24 protein-coding genes and 1 tRNA gene are annotated in these 26,851 nt (G+C 68.9%); 10 read left to right on the top strand and 15 right to left on the bottom strand.

All coding sequences use genetic code 11. From position 1 onward, the window contains the following. Positions 1-44 precede the first annotated feature (44 nt). The 8 genes from asnB (ACFWMR_RS16265) to ACFWMR_RS16230 form a co-directional block, all read right to left on the bottom strand. Entirely contained in the window at positions 45-1,874 is a 1,830-nt protein-coding gene (gene asnB / locus ACFWMR_RS16265; RefSeq protein WP_378378928.1) for an asparagine synthase (glutamine-hydrolyzing), read from the bottom strand. A 3-nt stretch (positions 1,875-1,877) separates the two neighbouring features. Continuing rightward, the gene (locus ACFWMR_RS16260) at positions 1,878-2,783 is read right to left on the bottom strand and encodes an LLM class flavin-dependent oxidoreductase (RefSeq protein WP_378378927.1); all 906 of its coding nucleotides are present in this window, start codon (positions 2,781-2,783) and stop codon (positions 1,878-1,880) included. Between the two features lies 1 nt (position 2,784). Next, on the bottom strand, positions 2,785-4,026 hold the full coding sequence (locus ACFWMR_RS16255; RefSeq protein ID WP_167406204.1) for an MFS transporter: 1,242 nt from the start codon (positions 4,024-4,026) through the stop codon (positions 2,785-2,787). Beyond that, on the bottom strand, positions 4,023-4,598 hold the full coding sequence (locus tag ACFWMR_RS16250) for a thiamine pyrophosphate-dependent enzyme (RefSeq protein ID WP_378378926.1): 576 nt from the start codon (positions 4,596-4,598) through the stop codon (positions 4,023-4,025). The genes ACFWMR_RS16255 and ACFWMR_RS16250 overlap by 4 nt, the downstream gene beginning before the upstream one ends. Further along, complete coding sequence (locus ACFWMR_RS16245; protein WP_378378925.1) at positions 4,595-5,122, bottom strand: thiamine pyrophosphate-binding protein; 528 nt, start codon at positions 5,120-5,122, stop codon at positions 4,595-4,597. Before ACFWMR_RS16245 ends, ACFWMR_RS16250 begins: the two co-directional genes overlap by 4 nt. Further along, positions 5,119-6,279 (bottom strand): GNAT family N-acetyltransferase, encoded by a 1,161-nt coding sequence (locus tag ACFWMR_RS16240; RefSeq protein WP_378378924.1) that lies wholly within the window; start codon positions 6,277-6,279, stop codon positions 5,119-5,121. Before ACFWMR_RS16240 ends, ACFWMR_RS16245 begins: the two co-directional genes overlap by 4 nt. Next, positions 6,279-7,640: a DUF6002 family protein gene (locus ACFWMR_RS16235; RefSeq protein ID WP_378378923.1), complete on the bottom strand. Its 1,362-nt coding sequence runs from the start codon at positions 7,638-7,640 to the stop codon at positions 6,279-6,281. The genes ACFWMR_RS16240 and ACFWMR_RS16235 overlap by 1 nt, the downstream gene beginning before the upstream one ends. Before the next feature lie 396 nt (positions 7,641-8,036). Then, complete coding sequence (locus tag ACFWMR_RS16230; RefSeq protein ID WP_093937771.1) at positions 8,037-8,441, bottom strand: arsenate-mycothiol transferase ArsC; 405 nt, start codon at positions 8,439-8,441, stop codon at positions 8,037-8,039. Positions 8,442-8,638: 197 nt separating this feature from the next. Between ACFWMR_RS16230 and ACFWMR_RS16225 the strand changes: the two genes are divergently transcribed. Genes ACFWMR_RS16225 through ACFWMR_RS16195 form a run of 7 tightly spaced genes read left to right on the top strand, consistent with a single transcriptional unit; the run spans position 8,639 to position 16,098 of the window. Continuing rightward, positions 8,639-10,273: a hypothetical protein gene (locus ACFWMR_RS16225; RefSeq protein ID WP_378378922.1), complete on the top strand. Its 1,635-nt coding sequence runs from the start codon at positions 8,639-8,641 to the stop codon at positions 10,271-10,273. Between the two features lie 8 nt (positions 10,274-10,281). After that, positions 10,282-11,250 (top strand): selenoneine biosynthesis selenosugar synthase SenB, encoded by a 969-nt coding sequence (senB, locus tag ACFWMR_RS16220; protein ID WP_378378921.1) that lies wholly within the window; start codon positions 10,282-10,284, stop codon positions 11,248-11,250. Beyond that, positions 11,247-12,599, top strand: coding sequence for a YcaO-like family protein (locus ACFWMR_RS16215; RefSeq protein ID WP_093937773.1), 1,353 nt, complete (start codon positions 11,247-11,249; stop codon positions 12,597-12,599). The genes senB and ACFWMR_RS16215 overlap by 4 nt, the downstream gene beginning before the upstream one ends. Before the next feature lie 9 nt (positions 12,600-12,608). Beyond that, positions 12,609-13,304, top strand: a complete 696-nt coding sequence (locus ACFWMR_RS16210) for a TfuA-like protein (protein WP_378378920.1) — start codon at positions 12,609-12,611, stop codon at positions 13,302-13,304. Next, positions 13,301-13,453 (top strand): hypothetical protein, encoded by a 153-nt coding sequence (locus ACFWMR_RS16205; protein WP_167406353.1) that lies wholly within the window; start codon positions 13,301-13,303, stop codon positions 13,451-13,453. Before ACFWMR_RS16210 ends, ACFWMR_RS16205 begins: the two co-directional genes overlap by 4 nt. Further along, entirely contained in the window at positions 13,450-14,829 is a 1,380-nt protein-coding gene (locus tag ACFWMR_RS16200; RefSeq protein ID WP_093937775.1) for an MFS transporter, read from the top strand. The genes ACFWMR_RS16205 and ACFWMR_RS16200 overlap by 4 nt, the downstream gene beginning before the upstream one ends. 9 nt (positions 14,830-14,838) lie before the next feature. Beyond that, on the top strand, positions 14,839-16,098 hold the full coding sequence (locus ACFWMR_RS16195) for a nucleotide sugar dehydrogenase (RefSeq protein ID WP_378378919.1): 1,260 nt from the start codon (positions 14,839-14,841) through the stop codon (positions 16,096-16,098). 17 nt (positions 16,099-16,115) lie between these two features. Here the strand turns inward: ACFWMR_RS16195 and asnB (ACFWMR_RS16190) are convergent, their stop codons facing one another. Beyond that, positions 16,116-17,867 (bottom strand): asparagine synthase (glutamine-hydrolyzing), encoded by a 1,752-nt coding sequence (gene asnB, locus ACFWMR_RS16190; RefSeq protein ID WP_378378918.1) that lies wholly within the window; start codon positions 17,865-17,867, stop codon positions 16,116-16,118. Between the two features lie 104 nt (positions 17,868-17,971). On the opposite strand from asnB (ACFWMR_RS16190), the gene ACFWMR_RS16185 reads away from it, so the two are divergent. Further along, a complete protein-coding gene (locus ACFWMR_RS16185; RefSeq protein ID WP_093937778.1) occupies positions 17,972-18,379 on the top strand; it encodes a VOC family protein in 408 nt (135 codons plus the stop codon). Positions 18,380-18,558: 179 nt separating this feature from the next. On the opposite strand, the gene ACFWMR_RS16180 is transcribed toward ACFWMR_RS16185, so the two are convergent. The 4 genes from ACFWMR_RS16180 to glp all read right to left on the bottom strand — a co-directional run bounded on the left by ACFWMR_RS16180 (position 18,559) and on the right by glp (position 21,617). After that, positions 18,559-18,631 (bottom strand) — tRNA-Ala (locus tag ACFWMR_RS16180). 72 nt (positions 18,632-18,703) lie between these two features. Next, positions 18,704-19,513 carry a divisome protein SepX/GlpR gene (gene sepX, locus ACFWMR_RS16175; RefSeq protein ID WP_378378917.1) on the bottom strand — a complete coding sequence of 270 codons (810 nt, stop codon included), beginning with the start codon at positions 19,511-19,513 and terminating at the stop codon, positions 18,704-18,706. Positions 19,514-19,674: 161 nt separating this feature from the next. Beyond that, complete coding sequence (locus ACFWMR_RS16170; protein ID WP_378276783.1) at positions 19,675-20,346, bottom strand: GNAT family N-acetyltransferase; 672 nt, start codon at positions 20,344-20,346, stop codon at positions 19,675-19,677. Further along, the gene (glp, locus tag ACFWMR_RS16165) at positions 20,346-21,617 is read right to left on the bottom strand and encodes a molybdotransferase-like divisome protein Glp (protein ID WP_005155621.1); all 1,272 of its coding nucleotides are present in this window, start codon (positions 21,615-21,617) and stop codon (positions 20,346-20,348) included. Before glp ends, ACFWMR_RS16170 begins: the two co-directional genes overlap by 1 nt. A 218-nt stretch (positions 21,618-21,835) precedes the next feature. Here glp and ACFWMR_RS16160 point away from each other — a divergent pair, with 218 nt between their 5' ends. Then, positions 21,836-22,411, top strand: a complete 576-nt coding sequence (locus ACFWMR_RS16160) for a 5-formyltetrahydrofolate cyclo-ligase (RefSeq protein WP_378378930.1) — start codon at positions 21,836-21,838, stop codon at positions 22,409-22,411. Positions 22,412-22,604: 193 nt separating this feature from the next. Continuing rightward, positions 22,605-23,927 carry a UTP--glucose-1-phosphate uridylyltransferase gene (locus tag ACFWMR_RS16155; protein WP_244199931.1) on the top strand — a complete coding sequence of 441 codons (1,323 nt, stop codon included), beginning with the start codon at positions 22,605-22,607 and terminating at the stop codon, positions 23,925-23,927. On the opposite strand, the gene ACFWMR_RS16150 is transcribed toward ACFWMR_RS16155, so the two are convergent. Together ACFWMR_RS16150 and ACFWMR_RS16145 are read right to left on the bottom strand one after the other, a co-directional pair. Then, on the bottom strand, positions 23,924-24,646 hold the full coding sequence (locus ACFWMR_RS16150; protein ID WP_378378916.1) for a class I SAM-dependent methyltransferase: 723 nt from the start codon (positions 24,644-24,646) through the stop codon (positions 23,924-23,926). The genes ACFWMR_RS16155 and ACFWMR_RS16150 overlap by 4 nt on opposite strands. Further along, positions 24,639-26,819: an MMPL family transporter gene (locus ACFWMR_RS16145; RefSeq protein WP_378378915.1), complete on the bottom strand. Its 2,181-nt coding sequence runs from the start codon at positions 26,817-26,819 to the stop codon at positions 24,639-24,641. The genes ACFWMR_RS16150 and ACFWMR_RS16145 overlap by 8 nt, the downstream gene beginning before the upstream one ends. Between the last annotated feature and the right edge of the window lie 32 nt (positions 26,820-26,851).

Raw genomic sequence — 26,851 nt, 5'->3', positions numbered from 1 at the left:
TCCTTGCGCCAGGCGCAAGGAAGGGGGCCTTCATGTACTTCCGGCTAAGCGATCGCCAGGGCGTGCGTGCGCATCCAGGTGTCGACTTCCAGCAGGGGGATCAGCAGATGGGCGGTGCTGACGTGGGTCATCGTCACGCTCTGGCCACCGGCCAGATCGCGGACGCGCCCGTGGTCCAGCAGGCCGGCGAGCGGGGAGGCAGGGTCGTCGAGGAGACCCAGCACCGTGTCGCGGATCGCCGCCTCGTGCGCGGGGGCGTGCATGGCCGGGTATCCGGACTTCGGCCGGGTGAGGACTTCGGTGGGCAGGAGGTCCGCGGCGGCCATCCGCAGGAGGCTCTTCTCGCGGCCGTCGGCCGTCTTCAGCGACCAGGGGACGTTCCACACGTACTCGAGCAGGCGGTGGTCGCAGAACGGTACGCGGACCTCCAGGCCGACAGCCATGCTCATCCGGTCCTTGCGGTCGAGCAGCATCGCGAGCGGGCCGTGGAGGCTGAAGAACAGGACCTCCCGCATACGCGCGTCGAGACGGCTTTCCCCGGCCACGTGTGGCACCTGGGCGCGCAGGGTGGAGTAGCAGTCCGCTTCGAATTCGGCTGGGCGCAGGGCTTTCCGCAGGTCCGGGTTGAGGCAGTCCGCGAGGCGGGGCGCGTCGCCCAGCCACGGGAAGCGGTCGCGCCAGACGGTCTGCTCGTCGTGGAACCAGGGATAGCCGCCGAACACCTCGTCCGCCGCCTCGCCGGACAGCGCGACCGTCGAACGCTCGCGCAGCGCGGCGAACATCAGGTACATCGACGCGTCGAAATGGCCGAGACCGGGGAGGTCGCGGGCGCGACGGCTGAGCGGGATCGCCGCCTCGACGGCCGCGGTGTCCATGACCACGTCGTAGTGATCGGTCCCGAGGTGTTTGGCCGCCAGCGCCGCGTAGGGCGCGTCTCGCTCCGGACGCAGCGCGGTGGGACGGAAATCGTCCTCCTCGCCGTCGAACCGGACGGAGAAACTCGACAGGGGACCTTCGTCGGACCGGTTGAGGCTTCGCGCGGCGAGCGCGGTCACCGTGCTGGAGTCCAGGCCGCCGGACAGCATCGTGGCGCGCGGAACGTCCGCGACCAGTTGACGGTCCACGATGTCCTCAAGAAGCTCGCGGACATTGTGGACGGTGGTGTCGAGGTCGTCCCGGTGCTCCCGGGCCGTCAGCCGCCAGTACGGGTACTCGTGGCAGCCGCGCCGGTCGATCTTGACCACGTGGCCCGGCTTGACCTCGCGCAGCCCGTTCAACGGGGTCTGGCCGGGCTCGGCGAGCCGCGGATTCAGCAGAATCGGCAGCGCGTCGGCGGACAGTGTCGCCTGGTAGGCCGGATTCGCCATGATGCCCTTGGGTTCCGAAGCGAACAGCACCCCGGACGGTTGTGGCGCGTAGTACAGCGGCTTCACGCCGAGCCTGTCGCGGGCGAGCACCATCTCGTCGCGCACCGAGTCCCACACCGCGAAGGCGAACATCCCGTTGAACCGTTCGACGCATCCGGCGCCCCACTCGACGTAGGCGCGGAGCAGGACTTCCGTATCCGACGCGGAGCGAAAAGTGTGTCCCAGAGCGGAAAGCCGAGCGCGCAGCTCGCGGAAGTTGTAGATCTCACCCGAGTAGGCGAGGACGACGGGCGCGCGATCCGGCCCCAGCTCCGCTTTCATCGGCTGGGCGCCACCGGCGACGTCGATCACGGCGAGCCGCCGATGCCCGAGCGCGGCATGGGTGCCGAGCCAGGTGCCGCGGTCGTCGGGGCCCCGCTCGCGCATCGTATCGGTCATCACGTCGAGGACGCGCTGTTCGGCGCGCAGATCCCTGGAGTAGTCAAGCCATCCGACGAAACCGCACATCAGTCACTCGCTTTCGCACCGGGTGCCGCCGCACAGCAGCGGCAGCACTGCCTTCTCGAACGCCCGCTGGTCGCCGGCGAAGATTCCGTCGTCCCGCGGATACGGCACCACGACGTCGGTGAACCCCAGTTCGCCGCAGCGTCCGACGACGTCGGCCAGCCGGTCCGGGGAGGCGTAGGGGGCGTCCGTCACGCGGCTGAGGTGGACGAGCCTGCGCGGCGTCCGGCCCGAGGTCTCGCAGGCCTCGGTCAGCCGGTCCAGTTGGCGTGCCCACGTCGCGAAGGCTTCGTCGTCGGTACGCCAGCCCGGTCGCGCCGCGTCGCCGGTGGTGATCCAGAGGTCGCCGAGTTCCGCCACGAGCCGCATCCCGCGCGGTCCCGCCGCCGCGACGGCCAGCGGAGACCGGGGACGCCGGACGCAGCCGGGCGTGAGGTTGACGTCTTCGGCGGTGTAGTGGCGGCCGTGGAAGGTCGTCGAGTGGTTACGCAGCAAGAGGTCCAGCAGTCTCACGAACTCGCCGAACCGCTCGCCACGCTCCACGGTGGAGGGAACCGGCGCGCCGAGTTCCGTGTTGTCGAGGTCCCTCGCGCCCGCGCCGACGCCGAGCACGAACCGGCCCTCGCTGAGCTGGTCCACCGCCATCGCCTGCTTGGCCAGCAGCACCGGATGCCGGAAGTTCGGCGACGCGACCAGCGTGCCCAGCCCGATCCGGTTCGTCGCGGCCGCCGCGGCCGCCAGCGTCGTCAGCGCGTCGAACCACGGTTCTTCGCGCGGGGTCCGCCAGGTCAGGTGGTCCGGGACCCAGGCATGGGCGAAGCCGAGCCCTTCGGCCCGGCGCCATACTTCGAGCACACTCCGTCCTGGATGCTCCGGCAGGATGAGCACGCCGAGCCGGGCGGTGGCCCCCATTTCAGGCCTCCACCGAGCGCCTGCTCAGTGCCCAGTCGCCCACCAGCTTCGTCCCGGCGCCCGCGACCAGGAAGACGCCGGCGAGCACGAGCCAGCCCGTGACGGCCCACTCGACCAGCAGGACCGTCATGATGCCCGGCGCGAGCGCGATCGCCGCCGCCTGACCGGTGTTGAACAGGCCCTGATACTCGCCGTGCGCGTCGGGTGGCGTCAGCCCCACCGAGAGCCCGAAGCCACTGCCCATGAAGAAGAGTTCGCCGGCGACGTGGATGGCGGCCGCGACGATCAGCACGATCAGCACGAAGGTGCCCGTGGCGTGGTAGCTGGCGGCGAAGGCCAGGCAGGACGCCGTCAGCAGGATCCCGGCCCACAGGCCCAGCCGCCCGGCGCCGCGCACGGTCGCGCCCGCCCGGGAAACGCGGTTCTGGAACAGGACGATGGTCACCGCGTTGAAGCCGATGAGAACGCCCATCACCCACGGCGGCGCCCCGGTGTGCGCGGCGATCCACAGTGGAACGCCCGCGGTCAGCATGCCGAAGCACAGCGCCAGCAACCCGTTGAGACAGGTGATCAGCAGATACGGCCGGTCCTTCAGTACGAGCACGCCGCGCTTGATCTCGAGGTCCCGCAGCGAAGACACGTGCGGCACCCGCCGCAGAAGCGCCGCACAGCCGAGATTCGCGATTCCGCAGAACACGATCAGCGCGAGATAGGCGGCCCGGGTGTCGATCGACAGCACGATCGCGCCGAACCCGGCGCCGACCACGATCCCCGCCTGCGTCATCACCCGGGTGGTGGAGATGCTTTCGAGCCGCTCCTGGCCGGTGGTCAGTCCGGAGATCACCGCGATCCGGATCCCCGGCGCCGCGCGCTCGCACGCGACCATCACGCAGGTCACCAGCGCGATCGGCCAGAAGTCCCGTACGAACAGGTAGCAGAGCATGGCGATGCCCTCGACCAGCTGGAGTCCGAAAAGGACTTCACGCGCGCCCACCCGGTCGGCCAGATACCCGAACGGGCCGCCGGCGAACATGCCGACCAGGCCCGCGGCCGTGATGCCGATGCCGAACTCGGCCGTCGTCAGCCCCGCTGATTGGGTGAAGAACAGGGCCCAGCAAGTGAACCACGCGCCCTTGCCGACCGACAGCACCAGCGAGGCCAGGTAGATCGTGCCCACCGGCCGCCGCCACCAATCCAGCGTCGTGTAGCCCGGCCTGCCTGGGGCCTGCTTGACCTTGGTCACCCTCGCTCCTTCGCCAACTCTCGGACCTTGGCGCCGAACCGGGCGGCGTGGTCGCCGAGATCGGCCTCCACCCTCGGCGGCACCGGGGGCTCGGCACCCCGCAGCACACAGTGGATGAACACCGGCGACGAGCAACGGGCCAGCACTCCGCACAGCAGCTCCGACAGTTCGCCGGCGGTGTGGACCCGGTGGACCTCCAGGTAGCCGCAGTCCCGGGCCAGCGCGCCGAGGTCGGGCCGCGACGGGACGGCCTGGCCGCCCGTCGAGGCGTACTGGCCGTCATCGAGCACGATGTGCGCCAGCGGCAGTGACTCGTGCGCCCCGGCGGTGATCAGGCCGACGGGGTTCATCAGCACGGCGCCGTCGCCGTCGACCACCAGGGTCGCCAGCCCGCTCGCCTGCGCGATGCCGATCCCGACCGAGGACGCGAGGCCCATCGAACCGGTCATGTAGAAGTGGTTCGGCCGGTCGTCGAGCCCGCTGGCGATCCTGGACGAAAAGCCGGTGGTGAACACGATCGGCTGGACCGAGGTCGCGTCGAGGATCGCTTGGATGGCTTCGGTCTTGTTCATGCTCGCCACCCGAAGAGCGGCGGCGGCACCAGCAGCGCGGCCGTCCGGCCCTGCCGCTGGACGACGTCCGCGGCCCAGCCCACCGACTCCGCGAGGTTCTGGTCGCGTCCGAGTGTGCTGGTCGCGACCCCGAGACCCGCCAGCAGCGGCTCGGTGAGCCTGCCCATCACCAGGTTCTCCTGCGTCGGGTCGGGGTCCACCCCTCGGAGGCTGACGATCAGCAGCATGCCGATCCGGTAGGGCTCGACGAGTGACGCGAGCGCGTTGACCGACTGGCCGAGGCCGGAGTTCTGCATCAGCACCGCCGGATGCTTCCCGGCGAGCGCGGCACCCGCGGCGATGCCGACCGCGTTGTCCTCCCTGGCGACGGTGAGGAGCCCGGCGTGCTCGTCCAGTGCGCGGTAGAGCGGCGCGAGGATCCCGCACGGCGTACCGAAGAACGGGCCGAAACCCGTGCTTGTCAGATCGTGGCACAGCTGGTGCGCGACATCGACGGCTTCGGGAGCCTGAGCTGTGGTCGTCATCGGCGGGTCGTCCGTTCGGTAGGGGGAGTGACCGGCAGTCCGGCCAGGAACTCGTCCAGGTCGACCAGCCGGGTGGCGTGGACACCGGGGCCGTCGCCGCGGATGTTCTCCTTGGCGGGCCGGGTTCCGTCGAAGAAATGGACCGCGACGAGCCGGTCCGCGCTGTCGACCGTGAGCATCGGGGTGGCGACCAGGAGATCGCGGACCAGCGGCGTGTCCCTCTTCGCCCGCAGATGCACCCGATAGTCGCGGTAGTGATTTTCGGCGTGGACCAAGGTGGGATGGAACCGGCGCTTGAACTGGAAGACACCCTTGCCGGGGTACGGGTCCGCGCTGGAGAAGTCGATGCGCGAGACCCCGTTGCCCGCCGCCCATTCCATCGCCAGGTAGTACACGGCCTTCACCGCGCCGCTGCGGTAGTGGGTTTCGTCCCCGTCCAGCACACCGAGCAGCCGCATGCGCATGACCTTGCCGCCGTCCTCCAATCTGGCCAGGACACCGGCGACCCGCTTTTCGCCCTCGGTCACGAACAACAGCCGTCCTTTGTGGAATAGCTCGTGCGTCGCCACGTCGAGGTCGACACTGCGGGCGCTTCCACCGTGCCTCGAAGCCATGGTCGGCAGATGCATGCGCTCGTAGAAGAACCGGAGATCCTCTTCGCCGGTGCCGAGCTCGGCCGTCCATTCGTATTTCCGCCGCAGCTTCGCGAACTGCCGCCGCTCGTTGGCGGACACCGTCTTGTGCATGGCTTCGGCGTCACCGACGATGTCCAGCAGCTGGTGCACGCGGAAGGGGAGCAGTACCGAGTGTGCCGAGGGCAGGGCGAGCGCCCGTCGTCGCGAGCAGCCGAGGGCGACCAGGTCGGCGTCCGGCGAGCCATGGCGCAGCTGCCGCCAGGTGACCGCCGGACCGGCCACTGTGGACACTCGTCCGGCCAGTGCCGACTGTTGTTCCGTCAGGTACGGCAAGATGTAGGTCAGGCCGGCGGGCAGTCCTTGATAGGCCAAGGACAGCGAGCGGTCGGGGACGGTGGACAGCACCGACGCGAACCTTCGGCCCGGCAGGCCGGCCCACAGTCGGTGACCGCGAGCCCATGCTCCCGTCCCGGCGGTCCACTGGTACCGCAGGCGGGCGAGTGCGGGCGAGAAGGAGACCATCAGGCGGCCTTGGTGATCGAGCTGACCGGTCTCGCGGCTTCGGCGATCACCGCGGAGAGATCGGCGGCGTCGGCGACCGTGCGCACCGCGTGGTCGGGGAGCGGCCGGTAGTCCGTGGCACTGTAGGAACCGGAGCCGTGGACGACGACCTCGTCGGCGTCGAGCAGCCCCCGGTCGATGGCGTTGAGGACCCCGGTCATCGCCATCACGAGCGACCATTCACGCAATACCCGCGGATCCGCGGGCAAGGTGACCCCGGCGTTGCCGAGCAGCGCGCGAACCTCGGCGTAGCGGCCGAGGCATTCGTTCAGGGACACGACGATCCCGCCGCCGCCCTGACTCCGGATGAGTTCGTTCATGGCGGGCGACGTCGCGGGCGAGCGGGTGTAGAACGTCGTTTCGAGGTTCTCGGCGGGATCGAACGTCGTCCGCGGGTATCTCGGTGTCGTCTCCTGGTGGAACAGACCGGTTCCGGGGTCGGCGCGGTAGTCCGGCGGCGTCATGCCGTGCAGACTCAGCACCATGTCCGGAGTGGCCGAGTGCTGCACGAGGAAGTACTGCGAGGTCTCCGTGACATCCGGCAGCAGCGTCGTCCCGAAGTGATGGCCCAGCAGGCCGAAGGCACTGGACACCGAATGCGCGTGTGCCCTGGTGACCCCGGGGAGCAAGGGCGCGGTGGCGTGCTCGGCGAACGCGCGGGCGGTGTCGGCGACCTTGTAGTTGGCGAGATCGAGGGTGTGCCACAGCCGGACTCCGCTGGTGCGGAACAGTTCTCGGGCGCTGCGCCGCAAGGCCTGCTTGGCGATTTCCTTGACGTGCGAGGGCTGCTCGGGATCGAGCGCGCACATCGGATTGAGGGCGGCCAGCCGGGCGTCGTCGGACAGCGTCGAGGCCCACAGCTTCGGCCGGGCCGCCTCGGGGACCAGCGTGACGATCTGGAGGTCGGCGGGCTGGGCCAGCCCGCACCGGTAGGCGCGCAGCACCGCGTCGCGCAGCGCGGTCGCCTTGTTCGCCGACGAGGGCGTCAGGATCATCACCCGTTCGCCGGTCCGGTCGATATGGCGGACCGCCCTGGCCACGATCACCAGTGAAGCCAGGGTCTTGACCGTGCGGGTCCCCGGATTCGCCATCAGATCGAGCAACACGAGCCGGGAGGGGCCGGCGGTGCCGAGTTCCGCGAACCTGAGCTCCGCGACCGAGAAGAATTCGGTCAGTTCAGGTGTCAGATCCGGCAGGGCGAACTCGGGTTCGAAATCCTCGACCGCGGAACGGGACTTCCGGACCACGGCCATCGCCTGCCGGATCCCCTCGTAGAACGCGGCCGCGGGGACGGTCGTCGGTTGTTTCCAGGCGACAGACATGGCCTCGTCCCTCGGCTCGACAATGGGCTTGTACCGAGAATCATCGTCCCGCCAGGCGGACACGGCGTCTCCGAAAATGCGCGGTGCCCGCTCGGGTGAGCCATTGGTGACGATTCAGGTCAAGCAAGGGTTGACAAGTCCGTGAAGGCCTCCTTGACGGACCTAGGGTCCCTCAAGGAGGCCTTCACGGACTTGTGTGACGGGACCGCGCTTGGCCTCACCGCTCGCACTCCTGTCGGCTCTTGGGGGTTGCGAAAGTGGCTTTCGCAACACCTCCGAACCCGCTGATCGACGGCGGACACGTCCCGAGCGCCACGCACGAGACGATGAGCGTCCCCAGCGTGGCGCTCGGGGCACCGTTCACTCACCGGCAAGACGCCCTTGAATCACCCCCGATCACACGTGTGCGGGAGTGTCCACAAGGGACGAAAGTAATTCCCGCACCCGCCGGTCCATGTCGTCACGCAACGGCCGGATGCCGATGACGCCCTCGGTTTCCGGATCGGGGACGATCCACTCGATGTACCGCGTCCCCTCGGCGATCGGATAGGTCTTGCAGCCCATGGTGATCACGATGTCGGCCGCCTCGACGTCCGCGTAAGTGACCTGGCTCGGCACCTCCGCCGAAATGTCGACGGCCCATTCCGCCAGCGCCCCGGCCACCAGCGGGTTGACCTGCTCCGCCGGGTCGCAGCCCGCGGACCGCACGGTCACCCTGCCGAATCCGTGATGCTTCAGCAGGGCGGCCGCCATCTGCGACCGGCTCGCGTTGTGCACGCACACGAACAGGATTTCCGTCATCGCGCCGCCCGTTCTCCTCGGTGATGTGTTCCGTTACCGAGGCTACCCGTGAAAACCTCATCCTTCGCGGGTGAAAAAGAGGCGCGCAATCGAGGAGAACTTCACCATTTCGTTCCACTCGCATCCACGGAGATGAGCATGGTTTATAGGCGCTGGCACACTTTTCCGGTGCCCGTGAAAACAGGTGGGGGTTATCGATGACCGAGATCCGGCTCAGCGGCGCCGTGATGGCGCATCCCAGACGCAGGGAAGCGGCGGAAGAACTCGCGCGCCTCGACCCCGCCGGCGCGTTGCGCGTGGTGCTGGACCCCGAGCCGGACGGGCCGCCGACGGCGTTGCGGACGGCGCGCCTGGCTTGGAGCAGTGTTCCCGGCGACGCCACGCACTTCCTCGTGCTGCAGGACGACGTCGAGCTCGCGGACGGTTTCTTCGAGCACGCGCGGAAAGCGGCCGAGCGACTGCCCGACGACGCCGTCGCCTTCTACGCCAACTGGAACTCCCGTAACGGCGCGGCCGTCCGGATGGCCGCCGCGGCCGGTGCCTCGTGGGCGACCGCGGTCAACGAATACGCGCCGTGTGTCGCCATGATGCTGCCCGCCGCGGTCGCCCGCGGATACGCGGCCTATTCCGACGCGCATACCGATGGCTGGCCGTGCGACGTGATCATGTTCCGGTATCTGAAGTCCATCGGGGTGCCGATCCGCATCGCGGTACCGAACACCGTCCAGCATTCCGGACTGCCCAGTGTCGCCGGCAACGACGCGCACGGACTCCGGCGTTCTTCTTGTTTCTCCGCGGTCGCGCCGTCTTCGGTCGACGGTGTGATCGCCGAGCCCGAGGTCATTCCCTTCCACAAGCATGTCACGTCGGAATGTGCGGTGCGCGGCGACGGGTATTGGGACTACCTCGGCACAGAACGGCTCCTGCGGCGATCGGGGATTTCGCCGCAGGAGTGCAGAACCGGATTCGAGCGAGGCGAAGATCTTTCCGAGGGCGCCTGGCAGACCTGGCTGACGGCGTTCGCGATGGGACTGTCCTCTGTGGACGCGGTTGAGAGTGAGGCGCTGGCTCTCGCACTCGCGAGCGTCGGACCCGGCGGGCTCTGCGACCAGTTGACCGCGTCCGAGATCGAGGCGATCACGGCTTCACACAACGAAGTCGCGGTCAAGGCCTTCGCGGCGGGACGGGCGCGAACGGCCCGTCCCCGGCGCTCACGGGCGGGAAGCGGTCTCCAGGTCGCGATCATCGGTCCCGGTGGCACACTCGCCGAGTATCTCGCCGGGTTGCTGGCCGAATTCGGCCACGAGATCGTCGGCGGCGAAAGTCCTTCCGCTTCGACGAGGATCGTCCATCTCGGCGACGAAACCGATCCGGGCGACGTCTTCTGCGCCATCGTCGACACCGGCGCGCGTGAGCACGTCCTGCGGTTCGCGACGCCGATCGGCCCGCACGCCCCGGCCGATTCCCTGGTGGCGCACTGGATCCGGCTCGCGTGGACGCGGAAGACCCTGCCGGTCGACCCGGATCGCGTCCATCAGTTCACCGACGTGCGGGACATGGCGAGCGCGATCGACGCGGTGCTCACCGGGGTGCCGGTCTCGCCGGTGTACGACATCGCGACGGCCACGCTCACCGGGAACGAACTGGCGAAGGTCGTGTGCGCCGCGGTTCGCGCCGTGCCGACGGAAGCGGTCACCGAACCGTCGGAGACGGCCGTGCTGAAACCCGGGCCCGCCGCGGCGGAACTGGGCTGGACCGCGACCATCCCGGCCGACGAAGCCGTCCGGACCTTCGGGAAATGGCTGGCCTACGACACGGAATGGGACCGATGAGGATCCTCGTGGCTGGTCCGGTCCCGGAGGCCAGCGACTACGGCAACGGCGTCACCGCGCGCCGCTGGGCACAGCTGCTCCGCGACCTCGGCCACGACGTCCGGGTGGTCCAGGACTACGACGGCGGCACCTATGACCTGCTCGTCGCCCTGCATGCCCGCAAGAGCGAGGCCGCGATCCGGGCCTTCGGCGCCGCCTGCCCGGACGCGCCGGTCGTGATCGCGCTGACCGGCACCGACCTCTACCCGGACCTGGTCACCGGCGGGGTCGACCTGACCCTGCTCGAACGCGCGAAACGCGTCGTCGTCCTCCAGCCGGAAGGAGTCGCGCAGGTCCCGCCCGGACTACGCGGCCGTACCAGGGTGATCACCCAGTCCATGCCGGCCATCTCCGGCGAGGCACCGGCGGTGGACCGGTTCGAGATCGCCTTCCTCGCGCACGCCCGACCGGTCAAGGATCCGCTGCGGCTGAGCGAGGCGGTGCGGCTGCTGCCGCCGTCGTCCCGGATCACCGTGACGCACGTCGGCGGCGTTCGCGAGGACGACATCGGCGACCGGCTGCGTGCCGAGTCGGCGGAGAACCCGCGCTATTCGTGGCTCGGCCCGCTGCCGAGGCCCGAAGCGCTCGCCGTACTCGCCCGCAGCCGTCTGCTGGTGCTCACGTCCCTGCACGAGGGCGGGGCGAACGTCGTCACCGAGGCGCTCGCCGCCGGCGTCCCGATCATCTCCACCCGCATTCCCGGCTCGGTCGGGCTGCTCGGCGCGGATTACGCGGGCTATTTCCCGGTCGGTGACACGGAAGCGCTGGCCGCCGTGCTCGACGCCGCCGAACACGACCGCGCGGGGCTTTACACGCAGTTGCGGCGGCAGTGCGCCGCCCGCCGCGCTTCGGTGGATCCGGAGCGTGAAACCGAGGCCTGGGAGCGACTGCTCGCCGAAGCGGTCCCCGCGAAGGCCGGATACGAAGGAGTGCGATGAAACTCAGGAAGAGCGTTCCGAAGGTCGGCGGCGGCGGGGTGCACCGGGAGTTCACCGCCGAGCAGACCTACGCGCGGATCGAACCGCATCTGCGGCGCGCCGGGGTCACCCGGGTCGCGGAGATCACTTGGCTCGACCGGGTCGGCATCCCGGTCTACAACGCCATCGCGCCGCGCTCCAACGACATCATCTCGGTGTACAACGGCAAGGGCCTGACGAACATGGACGCCAGGACGTCCGCGGCGATGGAGGCGATCGAGCGGTTCTCCGCCGCCCTTCCGGTACGGCCACAGGTCATCGCCTCCTACGAGGAACTGGTCGCCGAAGGTCGAACGGTGCTGGATCCGCGCGAGAACAACGCCGAGCTTTCCGCGCATTACCGCGACGATCTCCCGATCTCGTGGGTCGAGGCGTACGACCTGATCAACGAAGAGTCGATCCTGATCCCGCAGGCGTCCGCCGTCTACGGGCTGAAGTTCCACGAACCTCCTTGCTACAAGGTGCTTTCCACCAACGGGCTGGCATCCGGCAACAGCGTCGAAGAGGCCATCTGCCACGCGCTGACCGAATTGATCGAACGCGATTCGATGACCAACGCCGAACTCGTGAGCAGCCAGCTGGCCCAGGTGCTGGAGAAGGGCATCTTCGTCGATCCGCAGCCCGAGCACGTCACGTCCTATCTGCGGGAACTGCATCCGCACGTGGACCTGGAAACGCTGCCGCCGCTGGCGAAGTCCCTCGTGGCCAAGTTCCACGACGCCGGGCTGAAGATGCGGATCGTGCACATCACCTCGGATCTGGAGATCCCGAGTTTCCTCGCCGCCACCTCCGAAGACCTCGGCCCGACGACGTCGCAGGGCCACGGCGGGTTCGGCACGCATCCCGACGCGAACGTCGCGCTCATCCGCGCCATCACCGAATGCGCGCAGGGCCGCGCCGTCGACATCCAGGCGATGCGCGAGGACATCCGGCTCCCGACCGAGAACGTGTCCAAGTACCAGAACCACGTCCAGCGGTCGGCGACGATCGACAAGGGCGCGTGGGCCTGGCAGCCGATGCGCAAACAGGTCGCGTTCGACGAGATCCCGTCGTGGACCACCGACGACGTGATGACCGACATCAAGCTGATCCTGGACCGGATCCGCGCCGCCGGGATCGAACGCGCGCTCGCCGTCGACCTCTCCCCGCCGGGGATCCCGGTCAGTGTCGTGCGGGTGATCGTGCCGAGGCTCGAATCGTGGGCCGTCGACCACTGCAAGATCGGCCCGCGCGGCGCGACGGTCTGGAACGACACGCTGCTGGAACTCTCCGCCCGCATCCGGGCCGCCGAACTTTCCAAGCCCGCCTAGGAGATCGTCATGCGCGCAGTGGTTTTCATCGGCCCGAGCATCGACCGGGAAGCGGCGTCGGCCGAACTCGACGTCGAGTTCCTGCCGCCGGTCAAACGAGGCGACCTCGCCGAACTGCTGGCCCGGCCGGAGCCGCCGGAGGCCATCGGCATCGTCGACGGCCGTTTCCTGCAGAGCCTGTGCATCTCGCCGAAGGAGGTGCTCGAAGCGATGGACCGCGGTGTCACGATGTTCGGTTCGTCGAGCATGGGCGCCTTGCGCGCGGCGGAATGCTCCCCGTTCGGCATGGTCGGCGTCGGCAAGATCTACGAGGAGTACTTCTCCGGGCGGATCGACGCCGACGACGAGGTCGCCGTCACCTACGACGAAGAGAACCTTTCGGCGCTGTCCGAACCGATGGTCAACATGCGGTTCGCCATCGCCGCCGGGATCGAGGAAGGCGCCTTCGCCCCGGAAACGGGGGAGCGGTTCCTCGAGATCGCCAAGGAACTCTACTTCCCGCAGCGCGTCACCCGGACCGTGCTGATGTTGCTGCGGCGAGAGATCCCGGAGGACGAGCACGCCAGGATCGCCGCCTTCTTCGACGGCGGCGCCCCGGACACGAAACGCGAGGACGCCATCCTGCTGCTCGCGGCGATGCGTGACTTCCTGGACCCCGCCGGGCAACCGCAGATCAAATCCGTCGAACACCGAGGTGCGCTGTGACCGACTCCATCGACCCGTCGCTCGCCCCGCTGGCCGGGTTCAGCCCCGAACAGCTCGAACGCTTCCTGGAGGCCGTGCGGACGTCGTCCGACGGTGTCCAGGGCACGCTGGAGTCCTTGACCATGACGATCATGACATCGATCGAATGACTTCCGCGCCGCTGACGGAGGAGGACGTCACCCAGGCGAAGGTGGGCATCTTCTCCAAGGAGTACCGGGCGAGCACGATCGGCTTCGCGTCCGTGATGTTCCTCGAAGGGTTCGCCGCGCTGGCGCTGGTCACCACCCTTCCGGTGGCGGTCGGCCAGCTCGACGGACTGGCCGTGTACGCGCTGGCGCTGGGCGGGTTCGTCACGATGAGCCTGTTCGGCAGCGTGCTGGCGGGCGAGGTCGCCGACAAACGGGGTCCCCGGCTGCTGCTGGTGCTCGGGCTGGGCCTGTTCCTGGCCGGGCTGCTGCTCGCCGGGACCGCGACGACGGTGTGGCAGCTGATCGCCGGGCGCTGCGTGCAGGGGTTCGCGAGCAGCGTCGTGGTGGTCGGCCTCAACGTCACCATCGCGCAGTCGTATCCGTCGAAGCTGCGGCCGAAGGCGCTCTCGCTGATGAGCACCTGCTGGATCGTGCCGTCGATGATCGGCCCGGCGATCGCCGGGACGGTCACCGAGCTGCTGTCGTGGCGGTGGGTGTTCTTCGGGCTCGCCATCCTGGTTTCGGTCGCCTCGCTGATCCCGCTCGGGTTCCTGCGGCGGCTCAGCCCGGTGGCCGAGCAAGAGCGGTCGACGCCGCCGGGGCTCGTCCGGGCCGCGGCCATCGTCGCGGTGGCCGCCGGGATCCTGCACTTCGGCGCGTCGGGGCTGGACCTCCTGCATGTCCTGTTCGCGCTCGCGGGCGTGATCGCGCTGGTGATCAGCGTGCCCCGGCTGCTGCCCGCGGGGACGTTGCGCGCGGCCAAAGGCATTCCCGCGGCGATCCTGTTGCGGGGACTGGCTTCCGGTATCTATTTCGCGCTGGAGTCCTACATCCCGCTGATGCTGATCAACCAGCGGCAGATCTCCGTCACCGCCGCGGGTGTCTCGTTCACCGGTGCCACGCTGCTGTGGGCGGGCGCCGCCTGGCTGCAGGGCCATCCGTGGTCCGAGGTGCCCCGGCACAAACTGGTGCTGCTCGGCTCCGCGGTGATCGCCGGGTCCAGCCTGATCGCGATCTTCGGTGTACTCGGCATCGCGCCGCCGATGACCGCGAGCGTCGCACTGATCGTCGCCGGCTTCGGGATGGGGCTGGTGCTGCCCAGTCTCACCGTCCTCGCGTTCGACCACTGCCCGCCGGAGGACCAGGGCCGCTACTCGGCCGCCATGCAGGTGTCCCAGGGGCTCGGCAGCGTCGTGATGATCGGCGCGGCGGGCGCGCTGTTCAACGTCGGTACCGCCGCCGGCTACTCCGGCGGCCTCGTCTACGGGGTGGTTTTCACCTTCGTGGCACTTATCGCGCTCCCAGCGTGTCTTTTGGCGCTGAGGACCCGCATCTAGGAGGCACTCGTGCAGAAGGATCTCGCGGTCATCGGCCTGGGGTATGTGGGGCTGCCGTTGGCCAGGGAAGCCATCCGTGCCGGGCTCACCGTCGCCGGGCTGGACCAGAACGAGCGCGTCGTCGCGGCGCTCAACACCGGACTGTCGCATGTGGACGACATCCCGGACGCCGACGTCGCGACGATGGTGGAGGCGGGTTTCGCCGCCACCACCGACGAAAGCGTACTGGCCTCGGCCGACGTCATCGTGATCTGCGTACCGACACCACTGGCGTCCGACGGCGGGCCGGACCTCGGCGCGGTGAAGGCCGCGGCCGAGGCGGTCAGCCGTCAGCTGAAGCCGGGAACGCTGGTGGTACTGGAATCGACCACCTATCCCGGGACCACCGAAGAGGTCGTCGCCCCGATCCTGGAGTGGTCGGGACTCCGCGCGGGGGAGGACTTCTGCCTGGCGTTCTCACCGGAGCGGGTCGACCCCGGCAACGCGGTCTACGGCATCCGCAACACCCCGAAGGTCGTCGGCGGGCTGACCCCGTCGTGCGCGGACTCGGTGGCCCGGTTCTACGGCCGGTTCGTCGACGACGTCGTGCCCGCCAAGGGAACACGCGAGGCCGAGATGGCGAAGCTGCTGGAGAACACCTACCGGCACGTGAACATCGCGCTGATGAACGAGATGGCGGTGTTCTGCCACGAACTCGGCATCGACCTGTGGGACGTCATCTCGTGCGCCGCCACGAAACCGTTCGGGTTCCAGTCGTTCCGGCCGGGGCCGGGCGTCGGCGGGCATTGCATCCCGATCGACCCGAACTACCTGTCGTACAAGGTGCGCACCCTCGGCTACCCGTTCCGGTTCGTCGAACTGGCGCAGGAGATCAACTCGCGGATGCCGCGGTACGTCGTCGAACGGGCGCAGGCCATGCTCAACGAATCCGGCCGGGCGTTGCGTGGTTCGCGGGTGCTCCTGCTCGGCGTGACCTACAAACCGGACATCGCCGACCAGCGCGAGTCGCCCGCCCAGCCGGTCGCGGCGCGGCTGCTGTCCTTGGGGGCCGACGTCGTCTACCACGATCCGCACGTCACGGACTGGCGTGTGCACGGGGATCGGATTCCGAGGGTGACCGAGCTGGCGGCGGGACTCGCGTCGGCGGATCTGACGATCCTGCTCCAGAAGCACACCGCCTACGACGTCGACGCCCTCGCCGACTGTGCCCGGCTTCTGCTGGACACCAGGGGCGCCGTGCCGCACGACGCGCACGTCGTCGCGCTGTAGGGCCCGCCGCGTCCGGCTCAGAGCACGAGCCGGACGCGGTAGGCCTTCAGCCAGTCGTTGAGCTGCAACGTGGTCTCCAGCGCGGGCCGGGTCAGCCGTCCCTCGGGGAACTCGTCGGTCAGCAACGGCGAAAGCGGCTCGTCCTTCGCGCCGATCAGCTTCCGCAGGCGGTCGCGCAGGATCCGGTCGTAGGAATCGTCCTCGATGGACGGGTACGGCGTCTTGGCGCGGCTCAGCACCTCGGCGGGAAGCAGATCCTTGCCGACGGCGCGCAACAGGCTCTTCTCGCGGCCGTCGAAGTTCTTCATCGACCACGGGACGTTGAAGGTGTATTCCACCAGCCGGTGATCGGTGAACGGCACCCGAACCTCCAGCCCGGCCGCCATGCTCATCCGGTCCTTGCGGTCGAACAGCACCTGCGCGTGCCGGGTCAGCCCGAGGTAGGTCACCTCGCGCATCCGGGCTTCCAGCGGATCCTCACCGGCCACGGTGGACAGTTCGGCGACGGCGGAGTCATGGCTGTCGCGTTCGTACTCGCGCAGCCCGAGTTTCGTCATCAGATCCGGCGCGAAGAGCAGATCGAGCCCTTCGTGCCGGCTTCGTCCTGAATGGACCCACGGGAAGGTGCCCGACCAGACGGCGTCAGGCTTGCGGTACCAGCGATAACCGCCGAAGACCTCGTCGCCGCATTCGCCGGACAACGCCACCGTCGACCGCTCCCGGACCAACCGGAACAGCTCGTGCAGCGACGCGTGTTCGTCGCCTTTTGCGATCGGCAGGTCGTACGCGGTCAGGACGGCCGCTTTCACCGTGGGAGCGAGAAGATCGACGGTGGTGTGCAGGATCTCCTCGTACCGCGCGCCGACGTGGTCGGCGACCAGCCGTGCGTGCACGTGGTCGAGGTTGTCGCCCGGCTGGTCGGTGACCTTGACCGAATAGGACCGGACGTCGGAGGTCCCGGCCGCGAGCGCGGTCAGCGTGCTGGAGTCGAGCCCGCCCGACAGCAGCGTGCACAGCGGCACGTCCGCGACCAGTTGGCGAGTGACGGTGTCCTCTAGCAGTTCCCGCACCCTCGCGACCGTGGTGGCGAGGCCGTCGGGATGTTCCCCGGCCTGCAGCGACCAGTATTTCCGCAGGTCCAGTCCATCGCGGCGGACTCGCAGCGTATGCCCCGGCGGCAGCTCGCGCATCCCGCGGAAGACCGCGTGCCCGGGGTTCTTCGCCACCGAGAGCAGATCCCGCAGACCGTCCGTGTCGAGAACGCGTTCGGCGAGTGGGTTGGCGAGGATCGCCTTGGGCTCCGAACCGAAGAGGACGCCGTCCGGGGTGGGGTAGTAGAAGAGCGGCTTGACGCCCATGCGGTCGCGGACCAGCAGCAGCTCGGCGCCGTCCCAGATCGCGAACGCGTACATCCCGTTGAGCCGGTCGACGAACGCGTCACCCCATTCGAGGTAGGCGCGCAGGACGACCTCGGTGTCGCTGCGGGTGTCGAACCGGTGGCCGCGGGCGGTGAGTTCCGTGCGCAGTTCCCGGAAGTTGTAGACCTCGCCGCTGTAGGTGAGCGCGGTCGTGCCCGCCGTCATCGGCTGGCGGCCGCCGTCGAGGTCGATGATGGAAAGCCGCCGGTGACCCAGCGCCGCGTGCGCGGAGAGCCAGATCCCGCCGGCGTCGGGCCCCCGCTTCGCCATGGTGTCCGTCATCGCCTCGACCGTGTCGCGTTCCCGCGTCAGATCCCGCCCGAAATCCACCCAACCGGTGATGCCGCACATCTCTCCAGCCTCGCACCGGGACGGCGGCCCCGGAGACTCCCGTATTGCCGGACCGATCAGGAATCGAGAAGCGCCGGATGCCGGTCTCACCTAGCGTGATCGCCATGGATATCAGCATTCACGGGAGTTTTCTTCCTCAGAACGACCCTGAGGCCGCGCTGGCCTTCTACCGCGACCTCCTGGGTTTCGAGGTGCGTAACGACGTCGGTTACGACGGGATGCGCTGGCTCACGGTCGGCCCGCCCGGGCAGCCGGTGTCGATCGTGCTGCACCCGCCCGCCGTCGATCCGGGCATCACCGAGGACGAACGCCGGGTCATCGGCGAGATGATGGCCAAGGGCACCTACGCGGGCATCCTGTTTTCCTCGGACGACCTCGATGGCTTGTTCAAGCACCTCGCGGAGGCCGGCGCGGAAGTCATCCAGGAGCCGACCGACCAGCCTTACGGCCTGCGCGACGGCGCCGTCCGTGACCCGGCGGGGAACCTGATCCGTATCCAGCAGCGCGTCTGAGGGCCGCATCTTCCTTGCGAACATGTGCCGTATCGAGGCGGCCGTGTCGCGAAAGCCACGTTCGAGACACCACATGTCCCCGAAGTGGCTTTCGCGACACCACCGACTCGCGCGAGTCGTGCTGTACAGGCAGCAAAAAAGCCCTTCCCGATTCCCCGGGAAGGGCTTTTGATCTGTTGTGGAGCTGAGGGGAATCGAACCCCTGACCTTCTCGATGCGAACGAGACGCGCTACCAACTGCGCTACAGCCCCTGGTGAATCCTGCCCCGTTGTTTGGAGCTCCATGAGCCTATCAGTGGCTCATGGAGCCCCGAAACGCGGGGGTCACTCTCCGGCGGCCCGGCGGAAAGGCCTGGTGCCGGGCTCGTCGAGCTCGTGGAAGGCCGGATCCTCGTCGTCGAGGTCGACGACGACGGCTTGGCGCCGGAGGCGGGACATCGGGGACGGTTTGCGCTCCACGACGGCCGGGCGTTCGGTGGCGACGACCTCGACGTCCTCGTGGGATTCGGAGTCTTCGTCGTCATCGGCGACCGAGCGGCGCGGGGCGCGGGTGCTGTTGAAACGGGCCTGGCGGCGTTGCCGGATCTCGTTCTCGATGCGGACCTGGCGGCGCAGGTACACGAGGTAGCCGATGAGGACGGCGTCGACGACACCGTTGGCCCACCAGACCGTCGGGGTCAGGAAGCCGGCGACGACCGCGGTGGTGACCACTAGGACGAGGAGCGCGATGACGATCCGCTGCCGGAACGCGTACTTGGCGCGCGCGGCGATGTCCGCGGCTTCGGGGTCGAAGCCACCACGGCCCGGCCGGTAGCCGGAGCCTTGGCGTTCCCTTTCGGTGTGGGACGCGCGCGAGGGCTGGGGTAGTGGTTCGGCTTCCGGTTCCTCGTCTTCGAGGTCGGCGTCGAGTTCCGCCTCGAGCTCGGCCAGATCGTCTTCTACCGACGGTTCCGTGTTCTCCGCCATGGCGAACTCCTCCGGTCCCTCTTGGCGTGTGCTCCCGCTCCGCACGACCCGCGCCGCCATGGCCGAGTCCGTCGTCCGCGCGACCTGCTGGCGCTTGCGGGCGACCATGGGCACGAGAACGACGAGCCATGCCGCTGCGAGCGCGACGATGATCACCGAACTGGGCATCTCCCGTCACCTCCCCCGATCCACTGCTGTAGTCACGCTAGCCACAACAGTCACACACGCCGCGCAGACTCGCCGGTTTCGATCACGGAAAATGCATCACCAAATTAGGTGAATCTCACAGGTTGTGGTAACGCGGTCACCGGAACGACCCGGTGACGGGGTCAAACGCGCTCCGCGAGGCCCTTCGCGACGAGCCTGGAGACCAGTCCGTCACCGGTCTCCTCCTTGGTGATGGCGTAGCAGAAATGGTCCCGCCAGCCGCCCGCGACGTCGAGGTAGCGCTCGAAAAGTCCCTCTTGCCGGTAGCCCGCTTTGCCGAGAACTCGCAGGCTGGGGGTGTTTTCGGGGCGGACGGTCGCCTCGAGGCGGTGCAGTCCGCCGAAGTCGAAGACGTGGTCGGTGACCAGCGCGACGGCGCCGGTCGCGACGCCGCCGCGGACGATGTCCGATGACACCCAGTAGCCGATCCAGGCGGACCGGAGCGACGCCCGGATGACGTTACCCACAGTGATCTGCCCGGCGAAGCGTCCGTCCACCGTGATGGTGAACGGGAGGCACTGGCCGCGCCGGGCGAGGCCGCGCAGAGCCAGCCACTGGGACGGCCACGACCAGTACGCGTTGCGATCCGGCCACGGTCCGATGCCGGTCGGTTCCCACATCTCCAGGTGCTCGCGGTCCCGCAGCCGGACGCGGCTCCACTCGCCGGCGTCCCGTAGCCGGACCGGCCGGACGGCGAGGATCCCGGCGGGCACCCGGAGCGGGCCCAGCTTCGCGGGCCAGCCCGGATGCCGGGTCTCGATCGGATACGCGACGCCGGAAATCGGTGCGCCCATTACGCCCGCTGGGCCAGGAAGGTCACCTTGACCTGCTCGCCCGCGGCGACCTCGGTGAGGTCTTCGTCGATGTTGATCAGGCAGTTCGCCTCGGCGAGCGACGCGAGCAGATGCGCGCCGGAGGTGCCGAGCGGTTGCACCAGGTACTCGCCGTTGCCCTCGTCGCGCAGCAGTTGCCCGCGCAGGAAGCCTTTGCGTCCCTTGGTCGAGGTGATCGGGGAGAGCAGCCGCGCGCCGACGATCCGGCGGTGCGGGTTGCGGGTGCCGCGCGCGGCGCGGATCAGCGGGCGGACCAGGACCTCGAACACCACCAGCGCGCTCATCGGGTTGCCGGGGATCAGGAACGTCGGCACCGAATCGGGGCCGAGCCTGCCGAAGCCCTGCACCGAACCGGGGTGCATGGCGACGCGGGTCATGTCGATGTGGCCGAGGTCGGACAGCGCCGCGTGCACCTCGTCGCCCGCGCTTCCGCCGGCGCCGCCCGCGACGACGACGATCTCCGACATCAGCAGCCGGCCTTCGACGATCTCCCGCAGCCGTTTCGGATCGCCGGGGACGATGCCGACGCGGCTCACCTCGGCGCCCGCGTCCCGCGCGGCCGCGGACAACGCGTACGAGTTGACGTCGTAGACCTGCCCGACCGACGGGGTGCGGTCGATGTCGACCAGTTCGTCGCCGACGGACACGATCGAAACCCGCGGCCGCGGGTAGACCAGTACCTTCGCCCGGCCGACGGCGGCGAGCAGGCCGACCTGGGCCGAGCCGATGGTGTCGCCCTTGCGCACGGCGACGTCGCCGATCTGCACGTCCTCGCCGGTCCGGCGCACGTAGCCCGCCGACGGCACCGACTTGTGCACGGTGACCTTGGCCTGGTGACCGTCGGTGTAGGCGGTCGGGACGACGGCGTCGGCCAGCGTGGGCAGCGGCGCGCCGGTGTCGACCCGCACGGCCTGGCCCGGCTGGAGCCGCCGCGGCTGGCGTGAACCGGCGGCGATCTCGCCGACCACCGGCAGTTGCACCGGCTCCTGGCCCGCAGTGCGGACGTCGACGCTTCGCACCGCGTAGCCGTCGACGGCGGCCTGGTCGAAACCGGGCAGCGCGTGTTCGGCGACGACCTCTTCGGCGCACAGGAGGCCTTGGGCCTCGGAGATGGCGACCCGGACCGGGCGCGGGCGTACCGCGGCGTCCAGGGTCAGCGCGATCTGATCCTCGACGGAACGGAACTGTCCCGCGTCTTCGGTCTCGGCCGCTTCGGCGATGGGCTCCGTCATGACTGGGGGATCTCGATCCGTTCGTTCGACCAGGCGCGCGGTGAAGGCCCGTCGGTGAACTGAAGTTCACCACCGTTACCAGGAGTGATGCGGTCCGAAGCCGTGGAAATCGCCCGATCGGGCAAGTCCCCCGTGGTCCGTGCCGCCGGGGTGGTCGCTGCGCCTGTCATAGGCGTGAAGCCTAACCTGACCACGTGTGCGAGCCCGGCAATGAACACCTGAGCAAGGCGGAGTGGCGTTCTCGGATAACCGCCGAACGGCGTTCACAGGTGACGGAACAGCGGGCCAGGGAGGCCGTCGCGCTGGCCGCCTCGGCCGCTCGGCTGCCGGGTGAGGTCGTGTGCGCGTACGTACCGTTCGGGACGGAACCGGGTTCGACGTCACTCCTTGATCAACTTCTGGACCAGGGCAAACGGGTACTGCTGCCGATCGTCCCGGACGAGCCGGGACCGCTCGGGTGGGCGGTCTACGAAGGCTCGTCGAGCCTCGGCCCGGGCAGGCTGCGCGGGCTGCTCGAACCGACCGGCCGCCGGCTCGGTCCCGACACGCTGAGGACGGCCGATCTGGTGCTGATCCCCGCGCTCGCCGTCGACGACGAAGGTGTCCGGCTCGGCAGGGGCGCCGGGTACTACGACCGGTCGCTCTCCTTCGCCGCGCCGGGCGCCGCGCTGATCGCCGTCGTCCGGGACGCCGAACTCGTCCGTGAATTGCCTTCGGAACCGCATGACGTCCGGATGACGGGAGTACTGACCCCGGACCAGGGGGTCTCCCCGCGACCGGTAGTACCTGGATAAGCAGGAGTGCTGACCCCAGACCAGGGTGCCGCCCCACGACCGGTAGTACCTGGATAAGCAGGAGTGCTGACCCCAGACCAGGGTGCCGCCCCACGACCGGTAATACACTGACGCCCCGACGCAGTGGTTCAGAAAGGGCACAATGAGCTCTGACGCGCACCTGTCCGATCGATTCGCCGAAACGCTGTCGAAAATGCGTTCCGCGGGGGCCCACGCCATGGAGCTGGCGGCCCTGCGAAGGCGGCTCGAGCAGCTGTCCGAACCCGGCGCCGGTGAATTGCCGGGAAACGAACTCGAACCTCTCGATGACATCAGCAGGCTCGTGGATCTGCCCGAGCCGGACGACGCGGAAGCGCGCCGGGTCCTGGACCGCACGGCCGTGCTCAAGCTCAACGGCGGGCTCGGCACGAGCATGGGGCTCACCGGGCCGAAATCGCTGCTGGAAATCAAACCGGGGAAGACCTTCCTCGACGTCATCGCGATGCAGGTGCTCTCGACCCGCGCGAAGTACAAGGCGCGCCTTCCGCTGATCCTGATGAATTCGGCGGGTACCCGCGAACCTTCGCTGGAGTCGCTGAAGAAGTATCCCGATCTCGCCGACGACGTGATCCCCGCCGACTTCCTGCAGGGACGCGAACCGAAGATCACGGCCGACGGCAAGCCCGCCGAATGGCCCGCGAACCCGGAACTCGAATGGTGCCCGCCGGGACACGGCGACATCTACGTCGCGCTCGCGGTGAGCGGGATGCTCGAAACGCTGCTGGCGGAAGGCATCCGCTGGTGCTTCGTGTCCAACGCCGACAACCTCGGCGCGCTGCCGGACGCGCGGATCGCCGCGTGGCTCGCGAGCGAGGACATCCCGTTCGCGATGGAGACCGTGCTCGGCACCGCGGCCGACCGCAAGGGCGGGCACCTCGCGCGGCGCGCCGGCCGGATCGTCCTGCGTGAATCCGCGCAGGTGCCCGACGGCGACGATTCGTTCGGCGACGTCGCCAAGTGGCGTTTCTTCAACACCAACAACATCTGGTTCGACCTCGAACGGCTGAAGTCCCTCCAGGACGCCGATCCGGCCGCGCCGCTGTTGCCGCTGATCGTGAACCGGAAGACCGTCGATCCGGCCGACGCGGCCAGCACGCCGGTGATCCAGCTCGAAACGGCGATGGGCGCGGCAATCGGATCCGTCGAGGGCGCGCGGGCCATCGAGATCCCGCGGACCCGGTTCGCGCCGGTCAAGACCACCGACGACCTGCTCGTCGTCCGGTCCGACGCGTACGTGCTCGACGACAGCGGGGAGATGATCCCGGAGTTCACCACCACCCCGCCGGTCGTCTCGCTGAGCAAGGAGTTCTACAAGCTCCTGCCGGACTTCGACGCGCGTATCCCTTCCGCGCCTTCGCTCAAGGAATGCACGAGCCTCGAAGTGGACGGCGACGTCACCTTCGGGAAGAACGTCGTCGCCCGCGGCGATGTGAAGATCACCGGGCCGAAGACCATCCCGGACGGCGAAGTTCTCTAGCCTCGCTGGGCGATGAACACGTACTCGCGTCCTGGACGGTCTGGAGCATCCCGGACGTCCAGGACGCGAAAACCGTGCTCCGCCAGCAAGGCCTCCAGGTCTTCGCGTTCGCGGAACCAGAGTTTCGAGTCCGAGGTGACGATCTCGCCGTCGGCGAACCGGTAGCTGTACCGGAACGAAACGAACGGAAGGTCCACCTCGGTGACCTCGCGCCACTGCTCGACCTCACCGACACCAGGGACGTCGATGACGTCGTGCGCGGTGTCGGCGGCCCAGTCCTCCCAGACGCGACGGCCCGGGCGCCGGATCTCGAACACCAGGTGACCACCCGGCTTCAGTGCCGTGCGGACGCCTTCGAGGGTCCGGCGCCATTCGTCGTCGGTCAGGAAGACCTGGGCCACGTTCCCGGTCATCACGGCGAGATCGGCGCCCGCCTCGCCCGCCGCCTTCGCGTCACCGTGGATCCAGGTGATCTTCCCTTCCGGGTCCTTGGCCTTCGCGATCTCCAGTGACGCCTCGGCCGGATCGACCCCCACCACCTCGATCCCGCGTTCGGCCAGGAGAACGGCCAGGCAGCCGGTGCCGCAGCCGACGTCGAGCACTCTCCCCGCCCCGAGTTCGCCGATGATCGCGAGGTAGTGGTCCAGATCGTCGCGAGCGCCGTCGAAGGCGTCGTAGATCGGTGCGAGCCGGGCGTGGGCGAAGAGCGCGTCAGGCATTCGGCGACGATAGCTCCGGGACCCGTTCGGGAGCCACGGATTTACGGTCGCGCCGCCAGGCCCGCTCACCCAGCAGTGCCAGGAACGCGGGCAGCAGCACGCCGCGGACCAGCGTGGCGTCGATCAGGACGGCGACCGCCATCCCGACACCCATCATCTTGTACTCGATCGCGCTCAACGTGATGAAGACGCTGAACACGCCGACCATGATCACGGCCGCGCCACTGACCACCCCCGCGCTGGTGCCGGTGCCGCGGACGATCGCGGTGACGGCTCCGTCGGCCCGGCGTTCACGGATCCGGCTGAGGATGAAGATGTGGTAGTCCATGCTCAGCCCGAGCAGCAGGACGAACATGAACATCGGCAGCCAGCCGACCACCCCGCCGTACGGGGTGAATCCCAGCAGGGAAGCGAAATGGCCGTCCTGGAAGATCCAGGTGAGCACGCCGTAGGCCGCGCCGATCGACAGCAGGTTCAGCAGGATCGACACGAGCGCCACCGCCACGGACCGGAAGGCCAGCAGCAGCAACACGAGCGCCGCCAGCAGGACGAAACCGACGACCAGCGGCATCCGGTCGATCACCCGGTCGGCGAAGTCGCGGGCGTTCGCCGTCCGGCCCGACACCGCGAACTCGACGCCGTCCACCTCGCCGATCGTCGCGGGCAGTACCTCGGTGCGCAGTTTCGCCAGCGCGGCATCGGCTTCCGAGTCCCGGCCCGCGCCCGACAGCGGGACCCGGACGACCACCGCCTCGTCGACGTTCGCGACCGCGACGGGTTTGTTCAGCACGCCGCCGGTTTCCCCGATCCTTCGTTCGAGATCGGTGATCGCCGAGCGCAGTGCCGGGCTGTCGACCGGGCCGCCGTCCTCGGCCGTCAGCACCACCGTCGCGGGGTAGACGACGCCTGGGAAGGTTTCCTGGGTGCGGACGGCGGAGTCGATGGTCGCCATCGATCGAGGCAGGCTCTCCGCCGGTGTCGGATCCTGTAGATGCATGCCGAGCGCGGGCAAGGCGAGCAGGATCAGCGACGCGGTCGCGAGCCCGCCCCACAACGACGGCCGCCGGGTGACGGCGCGGGCGATCGCGGACCAGAAGCGCGAGTTCTCCGCGGTGGTGCGCCGCTTGCCCAGCCAAGGAATCCGGCCGCGATCGACCTTGTCGCCCAGCAAGGACAGCAGCGCGGGCAGCACGGTGACCGCGCCGAGCACGGCCAGGCCCACCACGAACGCCGTGCTGATCGCGAGCCCCGTGAAGTTGTCGAGCCCGGTCAACACCAGCCCGCTCACACACAGGACGACCGTCACGCCCGAGACGACCACGACGTGCCCGGACGTCCGCGACGCGATCAGGATCGCGTCGTCGATCGAATGCCCCCGCGCACGCTCTTCTCGTTGCCGCCTCAGGAAGAACAGCGAATAGTCGACGCCGACCGCCATCCCGATGAGCAGCGTGATCACCGTCGTCGCGCCGTTGATCGGGGTGAGGTCGTCGACGACGGAGAGGAAACCGAACGTCGCCGCGACACTCGTTCCGGCCAGCAGCAACGGGACCGACGCCGCGACCAGCGCCCCGAAGACGATCAGCAGGATCACCAGTGTCATCGGCAGCGAAAGGAGCTCCGACCGTTTGACGTCTTCCCGGATGCCTTTGTCGACCACGGTCGACAGGCTGAGGTCCCCGGACAGACCCAACCGGACGGACGGATGCCGGGCGGCGACCTCGTCGACCTGCGCGGAAGCGGTCTCGAAGTTCGGCCGGATGTCCTTATCCCCGCCCGCGATCGAGAAGCCGACGAGACCGGACACCCCGTCGGCCGAGATCCGGTCCGCGCCGTCGGGGGCCAGCGGCGAGCGGACGTCGGCGACGGAACCGGAGCGGGTGAGCGTGGTGATCAGGTCGTCGGTCGCCCGCCGGAGTTCTTCGTTCGAGGTGAACAGTGCCGAGCCGGGGTTCTTCGGTTGGACGAGGACGTTCTCGCGTAAGGGGTCGAAAGTGTTCTGGGCGTTCAAAGCCGTCTGCGCGCGACCGGATTCGCCGGGATCGGTGCTCCGCCGGCTTTCGCCGTCCAGCAGGGCACCCGACAGCAGGGCGACGACCACGAGGGCGACCCAGCAGACGAGAGTGAGCGCGCGATGCCGGAGGGACCAGGCGGCGAGCTTTTCGGGCAGCATGAACTACAGTCCTTTACGTGAAGGAGTGAGAT

It is taken from the genome of Amycolatopsis thailandensis, assembly GCF_042723255.1.
Classification (GTDB): Bacteria; Actinomycetota; Actinomycetes; order Mycobacteriales; family Pseudonocardiaceae; genus Amycolatopsis; species Amycolatopsis thailandensis.
This window is presented reverse-complemented; position numbering and strand designations above follow the sequence as displayed.

Bases quoted from the DNA above. Each gene is read 5' to 3' on its own strand.
- asnB (WP_378378928.1), bottom strand. From the start codon at position 1,874: ATGTGCGGTTTCGTCGGATGGCTTGACTACTCCAGGGATCTGCGCGCC.
- ACFWMR_RS16260 (WP_378378927.1), bottom strand. From the start codon at position 2,783: ATGGGGGCCACCGCCCGGCTCGGCGTGCTCATCCTGCCGGAGCATCCA.
- ACFWMR_RS16250 (WP_378378926.1), bottom strand. From the start codon at position 4,598: ATGAACAAGACCGAAGCCATCCAAGCGATCCTCGACGCGACCTCGGTC.
- ACFWMR_RS16245 (WP_378378925.1), bottom strand. From the start codon at position 5,122: ATGACGACCACAGCTCAGGCTCCCGAAGCCGTCGATGTCGCGCACCAG.
- ACFWMR_RS16240 (WP_378378924.1), bottom strand. From the start codon at position 6,279: ATGGTCTCCTTCTCGCCCGCACTCGCCCGCCTGCGGTACCAGTGGACC.
- ACFWMR_RS16235 (WP_378378923.1), bottom strand. From the start codon at position 7,640: ATGTCTGTCGCCTGGAAACAACCGACGACCGTCCCCGCGGCCGCGTTC.
- ACFWMR_RS16230 (WP_093937771.1), bottom strand. From the start codon at position 8,441: ATGACGGAAATCCTGTTCGTGTGCGTGCACAACGCGAGCCGGTCGCAG.
- ACFWMR_RS16225 (WP_378378922.1), top strand. From the start codon at position 8,639: ATGACCGAGATCCGGCTCAGCGGCGCCGTGATGGCGCATCCCAGACGC.
- ACFWMR_RS16215 (WP_093937773.1), top strand. From the start codon at position 11,247: ATGAAACTCAGGAAGAGCGTTCCGAAGGTCGGCGGCGGCGGGGTGCAC.
- ACFWMR_RS16210 (WP_378378920.1), top strand. From the start codon at position 12,609: ATGCGCGCAGTGGTTTTCATCGGCCCGAGCATCGACCGGGAAGCGGCG.
- ACFWMR_RS16200 (WP_093937775.1), top strand. From the start codon at position 13,450: ATGACTTCCGCGCCGCTGACGGAGGAGGACGTCACCCAGGCGAAGGTG.
- asnB (WP_378378918.1), bottom strand. From the start codon at position 17,867: ATGTGCGGCATCACCGGTTGGGTGGATTTCGGGCGGGATCTGACGCGG.
- ACFWMR_RS16185 (WP_093937778.1), top strand. From the start codon at position 17,972: ATGGATATCAGCATTCACGGGAGTTTTCTTCCTCAGAACGACCCTGAG.
- sepX (WP_378378917.1), bottom strand. From the start codon at position 19,513: ATGCCCAGTTCGGTGATCATCGTCGCGCTCGCAGCGGCATGGCTCGTC.
- ACFWMR_RS16170 (WP_378276783.1), bottom strand. From the start codon at position 20,346: ATGGGCGCACCGATTTCCGGCGTCGCGTATCCGATCGAGACCCGGCAT.
- glp (WP_005155621.1), bottom strand. From the start codon at position 21,617: ATGACGGAGCCCATCGCCGAAGCGGCCGAGACCGAAGACGCGGGACAG.
- ACFWMR_RS16155 (WP_244199931.1), top strand. From the start codon at position 22,605: ATGCGTTCCGCGGGGGCCCACGCCATGGAGCTGGCGGCCCTGCGAAGG.
- ACFWMR_RS16150 (WP_378378916.1), bottom strand. From the start codon at position 24,646: ATGCCTGACGCGCTCTTCGCCCACGCCCGGCTCGCACCGATCTACGAC.
- ACFWMR_RS16145 (WP_378378915.1), bottom strand. From the start codon at position 26,819: ATGCTGCCCGAAAAGCTCGCCGCCTGGTCCCTCCGGCATCGCGCGCTC.